This is a genomic window from Roseicyclus amphidinii (assembly GCF_030163755.1).
Classification (GTDB): Bacteria; Pseudomonadota; Alphaproteobacteria; order Rhodobacterales; family Rhodobacteraceae; genus Roseicyclus; species Roseicyclus amphidinii.
Map to the genome: position 1 here is coordinate 1 of NZ_JASJOE010000095.1, position 8,412 is coordinate 8,412.

Genomic DNA, 8,412 nt, shown 5'->3' on the forward strand with positions numbered 1-8,412 from the left:
CGCGCCCCGGCGACGCCGCAGGCGGCGCAATCCCAAAGGAACCGACGCCGCAGGCGGCGCAAACCCAAGGCATCCGACGCCGCAGGCGCCACACCCCCTACTCGGCCGCCCGCGCCAGCGGCCCATCCCCCGCTTTCAGCCGCGCCAGGATCTCCTCCCGCCGAAGCGCCGCCTTCGCCGCGTTGGCCTCCTTCACCGGGCCGAACCCCCTGACAGACAGGGGCAATTCCGCCAGTGCCGCCAAGGCGTCCGCATCCACCGACCCCGCCTTCGGCAGCCATTCGGCCATGTCGGCCTCGTAGCGCCGGATCAACCCGCGCTCCATCCGCCGCTCCGCCGTATAGCCGAAAACGTCCAGCGGCGTGCCCCGCAGGACCTTCAGCCGCGCAAGCCAGGGGTAGACCCGCCCGATCCAGGCCCCGAACTCCCGCTTCCGCGGTCGCCCGCTCGCATCCCGCCCCGGCAGAAGTGGCGGCGCGAGGTGGAATTTCATCCTGAAATCCCCCTCGAACTCCGCCCGCGCGCGCGCCTCGGTCTCCAGATGCAGCCGCGCGACCTCGTATTCATCCTTGTAGGCCAGCACCTTGTGATAGCCCTTCGCCACCGCCTCCTTCAGCCGCGGATCGGCCACGCCATCGACCATCCGCCGATAGCGCCTCGCCAGCCGCGCGCCCTGGTAGCGGGCCAGGTGCCCGGCACGATAGGCGATCTTTTCCTCCAGCGACTTCGGCTTCTCCACGACCTCCGCCTCCAGCAGCCGGGCCGCCGCGGCGGGGTTCACCACCGCCCAACGCCCCATCTCGAAGGCCTGCGCATTGCGCTCCACGGCCGCGCCATTCAACGCAATCGCCTGCGAAATCGCCTCATGCGTGAGCGGGATCAACCCCATCTGCCAGGCCGCGCCGAAGGTCATCATGTTGGAGAATATCGAATCCCCCAACAGAACCCGGCTCAGCTTCGTCGCATCGAACAGCGCCAACCGATCCTGCAACCTTGCCTGAAGAACGATCTCCAAATCCTTGCCCGGAATGCGGAATTCCGTGTCGCGAGTGAAATCGCCGGTGATGATCTCGTGCGAGTTCACCGCCGCCCCCGTCTGCCCTGTCCGCATCAGGCCCAGCGTCTTGGCGCCCCCCGTCACGACCAGGTCGCCCCCGATCACCGCATGCGCCTCGCCCAGCCCCACGCGGATCGCGGCGATATCCTCCGGCCGCTCGGCGAGCCGCAGGTGAATCCACACCGCGCCGCCCTTCTGCGCCAGCCCCGCCATCTCGATCATGCCGACGCCCTTGCCGTCGATCTGGGCCGCCTGCGCCATCACCGCGCCGATGGTCACCACGCCCGTGCCGCCCACGCCGGTGACCAGCACGTTATGCGTGCCCTCGATCGCGGGCAGAACCGGGTCGGGCAGCCCTGACAGGTCCACCTCCGCCGTCGCCTGTTTCCTGATCTTCGCGCCCTCCAGCGTCACGAAACTGGGGCAGAACCCCTTGAGACAGCTGAAATCCTTGTTGCAGGACGACTGATCAATCGCCCGCTTGCGCCCAAGTTCGGTCTCGACCGGCACGATGGAGACGCAATTGGATTGCACCCCGCAATCGCCGCAGCCCTCGCAAACGTCGGTGTTGATGAAGACGCGCCGGTCGATGTCCGGAAAACTGCCGCGCTTGCGCCGGCGTCGCTTTTCCGCGGCGCAGGTCTGGACGTAGATGATCGCCGAAACGCCCGGAAGCGTCTGAAACTTCTCCTGAACCGCCATCAGCGCGTCGCGCGGATGCCGCTCCAGCCCCGAGGGGAAGGCCGACCAGTCGATCTCTTCCTTCGGATCGAAGACAAGCGCGATGTGCTGCACCCCCATCGCCTGCAATTCCCGCGCGATCCGCGCCGGGTCAAGATCCCCCTCGTTGTGCTGCCCGCCCGTCATGGCGACCGCATCGTTGAACAGGATCTTGTAGGTGATGTTGGTCTTCGCGGCCAAGGCCGCCCGGATCGCCAGTATCCCCGAGTGGTTATACGTCCCCTCGCCGAGGTTCTGGAACACGTGGGAGCGCGTCGAAAACGGCGCCTCCCCGATCCAGTTCGCCCCCTCGCCGCCCATATGCGTATAGGCCTCGGTGTTGCGGTCCATCCATTTCGCCATGAAATGACAGCCGATCCCGGCGCCCGCGCGCGCATCCTGAGGCACCTTGGTGCTCGTGTTGTGCGGACAGCCCGAACAGAACCACGGCGTGCGCACGGCCAGATCGGGCGCATTGCCCGCCCGCGCGGCCTCTTCCACCCGCGCGATGCCCGCGCGGATGCGGTCCGTCTCGCGCCCCTCCTCGATCAGGATCTGGCCCAGTTTTCGCGCGATATCCGCCGGGTCCAGCGCGAAATGCGACTGGAAGAGCTTCTCGCCCGAACTGCCCTTGCGATAGCCATAAACCCGCCGCCCGCGCCGGTCGTCAAAGATCGCCTCCTTGACCTGCACCTCGATCAGCTTGCGCTTCTCCTCGACCACGACGATCAGCTCCAGCCCCTCGGCCCAGTCGGCAAACCCCTTCATGTCGAGCGGCCATGTCTGGCCGACCTTGTAGGTCGTCACCCCCAGCCGCTCGGCCTCGGCCTCGTCGATGCCCAGCGTCGCCAGCGCCGAGAGCAGATCGAGCCAGTTCTTGCCCGCGGCGACAAAGCCGATCTTCGCCCCCGGCTTGCCATGCATCCGCCGGTCCATGCCATTGGCATGAGAAAACGCCTCGGCGGCCCATCGCTTGTATTCCAGCAGCCGCTCTTCCTGCGCGATCCAGTGATCGCCGAGGCGGATGTTCAGCCCGCCCGGCGGCATCTCGAACTCCGGGTCCACGAAAGACATCCGGTCGAAGCGGCCATCGACCACCGCCGTGGCCTCGACCGTGTCCTTCATCGTCTTCAGGCCGACCCAGACCCCCGCGAAACGGCTCAACGCATAGCCATAAAGCCCGTAGTCAAGGATTTCCTGCACCCCCGCCGGGCTGAGCACCGGCATATGCGCGTCCACCATCGCCCAGTCCGACTGGTGGCAGACGGTCGAGCTTTCACCCGTGTGGTCATCCCCCATCGCCATCAGCACGCCCCCGTGGCGCGCGGTGCCCGCCATGTTCACATGGCGCATCACGTCGCCCGAACGGTCCACGCCGGGGCCCTTGCCGTACCACAGGCCAAAGACCCCGTCGAAGCGGCCCTCGCCGCGCAATTCCGCCTGCTGGCTGCCCCAGATCGCGGTCGCCGCCAGATCCTCGTTCAGCCCCGGCTGGAACAGCACGTCCGCGGCCTCGAGGTGCCGTTTCGCCCGCGCCATCTGCATGTCGACCGCCCCAAGGGGCGAGCCGCGATAGCCCGTCACCAGCCCCGCGGTGTTCAGACCCGCGGCCCGGTCGCGCGCCTTCTGCATCAGCATCAGCCGCACCAGCGCCTGCGTGCCGGTCAGAAGAACCGGGGATTTTTCAAGATCGAAACGGTCATCCAGCGATACCTGCTGCACTCCCATGGCGGGCCTCCCGTGACAGCGATGGTCGTTGTAACTGCACCGAAGTATAGGTCATGCTTGCTGACCTGTCCAATCAAATCCGGGAGCCCGGCGCCGCCGTTACACATTCGACGGAATTCCGCATTAAACCCCTTTGCAAGCGCTTTGGGGCGCGGGTAAACACGAGTGCGGACAGGAGTATCATCATGGATTGGGACAAGCTGCGCATCTTTCATGCGGTCGCCGACGCGGGCAGCCTGACCCATGCCGGCGATACGCTGCACCTGTCGCAATCGGCCGTCAGCCGCCAGATTCGCGCGCTCGAGGAAGGGCTGAACACCACGCTCTTCCACCGCCACGCCCGCGGGTTGATCCTGACCGAACAGGGTGAGCTGCTCTTCGACGCCACGCGCCACATGTCCAAGCGGCTCGAGGCCGCCGCCGCCCGCATCCGCGACAGCGAGGAAGAGGTGTTCGGCGAGCTGCGCGTCACCACCACCATCGGCTTCGGCTCGCTGTGGTTGGCGCCGCGCCTGCCCGCGCTCTACGAGAAATACCCCGATCTCAAGATCGACCTGATGCTCGAGGAAAAGCTCCTCGACCTGCCCATGCGCGAGGCCGATGTCGCCATCCGCATGAAGGAGCCGTCTCAGGCCGACCTGATCCGCCGCCGCCTGATGACGATCAACATGCGCCTCTACGCCTCGCCCCGCTACCTCGCGCAGAACGGCGTGCCCGAGACGCTGAACGATCTCTCCCGCCACCGCATCATCAGCCAGAACGCCAATTCGGCGCAGGTCAGCGCCGGCGCGATCCTCGTGCGCGAGCTGATGAGCTACGACATCGGCTCGACGCTCACGGTGAACAACTACTTCGGCGTGCTTCAGGCCGTGATCCACGACCTCGGCATCGGCGTCCTGCCCGATTACCTGACGCAGGATTTCCCCGACCTCGTCCGCGTCCTGCCGGAAACCGAATCCGCCGAGGTGCCCGTGTTCCTCGCCTATCCCGAGGAATTGCGCCAATCCAAACGGGTCGAGGTCTTCCGCGACTTCGTCTCGGAAGAGGTCATTGCCTACCGCAGACGGCAAAAGGAAAGCGCCACGCTGCCCGACAGCTGACCACCGCCAGCCCCGCCTCCGCCTGTCGATGTCTGTGTGCTATGCGCCACAGGCATAGCCGCTTTGCGGCGGCGCGGCGACATTTGCCTTGATCGCGTCAATAGTGACGCTTAATTCAGCATCAATGGAACGCATGGTGAGAGATCACCGTTCCATTACCTCCCTGTTGGACTTTGGCCGAGATTCGTCTCGGCCTTTTTTTTGCCCATAGCCCCGCAGGCATCCCTGATGATTGTGTCCAAGGTCGAAACAAATCCCGCCGATTTCCGCGATTTCGCGGCGCTTCACGCGCTATTGTCCACCAGTTTCGCCTATATGGAGGGGCGGATCGACCCGCCCTCCTCCATGACGCGGCTGTCGCTCGACGACCTGAAGGTCAAGGCGCAGGGCGAAGACCTCTTCCTTCTGCGCGCGGACGCTTCACCCATAGGTTGTCTTTTCGGCACCCTCACCCCCGACGCCTATTGCATCGGCAAGCTCGCCGTCGCCGCCGCGCAGCGTGGCCGGGGCCACGCCCGCGCCCTGATCGAGGCCGCCGCAGCCCATGCCCGCACCCTCGGCGCCCGCGCGCTGGTGCTGCAATCCCGTGTCGAGCTGACCGGCAACCACGCCGCCTTCACCGCCATGGGCTTCACGCAGGTCGCCGCCACCGCCCATCCCGGCTACGACCGCCCCACCTCCCTGACCTTTCGCCGCGCGCTCTGACTGGCCCCTTTCCCCTGCGCCGCGCCTGCCGTAAAGAGCGGGCGAAACGGGGGACATGCCATGACCGAGCCAGCCATCACGCCCGAGTTGATCGCCGCCCACGGGCTCAAGCCCGACGAATACGAGCGCATCCTCGAGATCATCGGCCGCGAGCCGACCTTCACCGAACTGGGCATCTTCTCGGCCATGTGGAACGAGCATTGTTCCTACAAGTCCTCGAAGAAATGGCTCCGCACCCTGCCCACCACAGGCCCGCAGGTCATCTGCGGCCCCGGCGAGAATGCGGGCGTGGTCGATATCGGCGACGGTCAGGCCGTGGTCTTCAAGATGGAAAGCCACAACCACCCCTCCTACATCGAGCCCTACCAGGGGGCTGCGACAGGCGTCGGCGGCATCCTGCGCGACGTCTTCACCATGGGCGCGCGCCCCATCGCCGCGATGAACGCGCTCAGCTTCGGTGAAAAGGACCACCCGAAAACCCGCCAGCTGGTGCATGGCGTGGTCGAGGGCGTGGGCGGCTACGGCAATTGTTTCGGCGTGCCCACCATCGGCGGCGAGGTCCGCTTTCACGCCGCCTATAACGGCAACTGCCTTGTGAACGCCTTCGCGGCGGGGCTGGCCGATGCCGACAAGATCTTCTACTCCGCCGCCTCCGGCGTCGGCATGCCCGTGGTCTATCTCGGCGCGAAAACGGGCCGCGACGGTGTCGGCGGCGCGACCATGGCCAGCGCGGAATTCGACGACACGATCGAGGAAAAGCGCCCCACCGTTCAGGTCGGCGACCCGTTCACCGAAAAGCGCCTGCTCGAGGCCTGCCTCGAGCTGATGCAGACCGGCGCCGTCATCTCCATTCAGGACATGGGCGCGGCGGGCCTCACCTGCTCCGCCGTGGAAATGGGCGACAAGGGCAAGCTCGGCATCAAGCTGACGCTCGACCACGTCCCGCAGCGCGAAACCGCGATGACCGCCTACGAGATGATGCTCTCGGAAAGCCAGGAGCGGATGCTCATGGTCCTCAACCCCGAGAAGGAGGATGTCGCCCGCGCCATCTTCCAGAAATGGGATCTCGATTTCGCCATCGTCGGCGGAACCATCCCCGAGGACCGCTTCCTCATTATCCACGGCAACGAGACCATGGCCGACCTGCCGCTCTCGAAACTCTCCTCGGAAGCGCCCGAATACGACCGCCCATGGGTCGAGACACCCCCGGCCGCCCCGATGGACCCGGTCCCCGAGATCGACGCCATCGACGCGCTGCGCGCGCTGATCTCCTCGCCCAACTATTGCAGCCGCGCCTGGGTCTACGAGCAATATGACCACATGGTCATGGCCGACACCGTCGTCGCCCCCGGCCTCGGCGCGGGCGTGGTCCGCGTGCATGGCACCGCAAAGGCCCTGGCCTTCACCTCGGACGTGACGCCGCGCTACGTGCGGGCGAACCCGGTCGAGGGCGGCAAGCAGGCCGTGGCCGAAGCCTTCCGCAACCTCTGCGCCGTCGGCGCGCGGCCGCTCGCGACCACCGACAACCTGAATTTCGGCAACCCCGAGAAGCCCGAGATCATGGGCCAGTTCGTCGGCGCGATCAAAGGCATCGGCGAAGCCTGCGCCGCGCTCGACATGCCGATCGTCTCGGGCAATGTATCCCTCTACAACGAGACCGACGGCCAGGGCATCCTGCCCACGCCGACCATCGGGGCCGTGGGCCTTCTGGACAGTCTCGACGACCTGATCGGCGACACCACCCGCGACGGTCATGTCCTTCTGCTGGTCGGCGCGACCGAGGGGCACCTCGGCCAGTCCGCGCTGCTCCACGAGGTCTTCAACCGCGAAGACGGCGACGCGCCACCCGTCGACCTCGAGGCCGAGCGCCGCGCGGGCGAGTTCATCCGCGCCAACCGCCAGTGGATCGGCGCTTGCACCGACCTGTCCGACGGCGGCCTTGCGCTGGCCGCCTTCGAGATGGCGGTTGCGGGCGGCGTGGGCCTGAGCGTCGAGGCCTCCGACACCGCCACGCTCTTCGGCGAGGACCAGGGCCGCTACCTGATCTCGACCAGCTTCGACAAGGCAGAGGCGCTGATGGTCGCGGCGGGGCAAGCCGGTGTGCCGCTGGTGACAATCGGCAAGGTGGGCGGCGAGATGCTCCGCCTCGGCAGCTCCGAGGCGCCGATGGCCGAGCTGACCGCCCTCTGGCGCGGGGCCTTTGCCACGCATTTCGGCTGACGGGCCGTATGCACGCGGTGTGTACGGGGTGTGTACGCCCTGTGCACCCCTTCCCCGCCTTGCACCGCCCCGCCATGGGGCTTACATTTCCGACAAAACCAGTCGAGGACTCACATGCCCATCACCGCCCGCGAGATCGAGGACATGCTGCGAGAGGCCTTCCCCAACGGCCAGGTCAAGGTCGAGGGTGACGACGGCCAGCACTTCGCCGCGCAGGTCATCGACGAAAGTTTCCGCGGCCAGAACCGCGTGCAGCAGCAACGCGCGGTCTATGCCGCGCTGAAGGGCAAGATGGACGGCTCGCACGGCGAGCTGCACGCGCTGGCCCTGACCACCAAAGCCCCGGATTGAAAGGGAATTTCCCAATGAGCGCCGCAGATTCGATCAAGCAGACCGTCACCGAGAACGACGTCGTCCTGTTCATGAAGGGCACCAAGATGATGCCGCAATGCGGCTTCTCCAGCCGCGTGGCGGGGGTGCTGAACTACATGGGCGTCGAGTTCGCCGACGTGAACGTGCTGGCCGACGAGGAGATCCGGCAGGGGATCAAGGACTACTCCGATTGGCCCACCATCCCGCAGCTCTACGTGAAGGGCGAATTCATCGGCGGCTGCGACATCATCACCGAGATGACTCTCTCGGGTGAGCTGGATCAACTCTTTGAAACAAAAGGCGTTTCTTTCGACAAAGAGGCCGCCGAGAAGATCCGCGAAGCCAACGCCTGAGGGGTGTTTCGCTGCCTTCGGCAGCGACCCGGGGGGGGGGGGGGGGGGGGGGGGGGGGGGGGGGGGGGGGGGGGGGGGGGGGGGGGGGGGGGGGGGGGGGGGGGGGGGGGGGGGGGGGGGGGGGGGGGGGGGGGGGGGGGGGGGGGGGGGGGGGGGG

At 66.8% G+C, this 8,412-nt stretch carries 6 protein-coding genes; 5 read left to right on the forward strand and 1 reads right to left on the reverse strand.

The window, feature by feature from the left end; all coding sequences use genetic code 11:
- Positions 1-97 precede the first annotated feature (97 nt).
- A complete protein-coding gene (locus QQK83_RS18040) occupies positions 98-3,505 on the reverse strand; it encodes an indolepyruvate ferredoxin oxidoreductase family protein (RefSeq protein WP_284266653.1) in 3,408 nt (1,135 codons plus the stop codon).
- Between the two features lie 185 nt (positions 3,506-3,690).
- Here QQK83_RS18040 and QQK83_RS18045 point away from each other — a divergent pair, with 185 nt between their 5' ends.
- The 5 genes from QQK83_RS18045 (at position 3,691) to grxD (ending at position 8,255) form a co-directional block, all read left to right on the forward strand.
- Positions 3,691-4,605: a LysR family transcriptional regulator gene (locus QQK83_RS18045; RefSeq protein WP_284266655.1), complete on the forward strand. Its 915-nt coding sequence runs from the start codon at positions 3,691-3,693 to the stop codon at positions 4,603-4,605.
- A 228-nt stretch (positions 4,606-4,833) separates the two neighbouring features.
- Positions 4,834-5,310, forward strand: coding sequence for a GNAT family N-acetyltransferase (locus tag QQK83_RS18050; protein ID WP_284266657.1), 477 nt, complete (start codon positions 4,834-4,836; stop codon positions 5,308-5,310).
- Between the two features lie 60 nt (positions 5,311-5,370).
- Positions 5,371-7,530: a phosphoribosylformylglycinamidine synthase subunit PurL gene (gene purL / locus QQK83_RS18055; RefSeq protein ID WP_284266659.1), complete on the forward strand. Its 2,160-nt coding sequence runs from the start codon at positions 5,371-5,373 to the stop codon at positions 7,528-7,530.
- Between the two features lie 114 nt (positions 7,531-7,644).
- Positions 7,645-7,881 (forward strand): BolA/IbaG family iron-sulfur metabolism protein, encoded by a 237-nt coding sequence (locus QQK83_RS18060; RefSeq protein WP_284266663.1) that lies wholly within the window; start codon positions 7,645-7,647, stop codon positions 7,879-7,881.
- 14 nt (positions 7,882-7,895) lie between these two features.
- Positions 7,896-8,255, forward strand: coding sequence for a Grx4 family monothiol glutaredoxin (gene grxD / locus QQK83_RS18065; RefSeq protein ID WP_284266665.1), 360 nt, complete (start codon positions 7,896-7,898; stop codon positions 8,253-8,255).
- Positions 8,256-8,412: the final 157 nt, after the last annotated feature.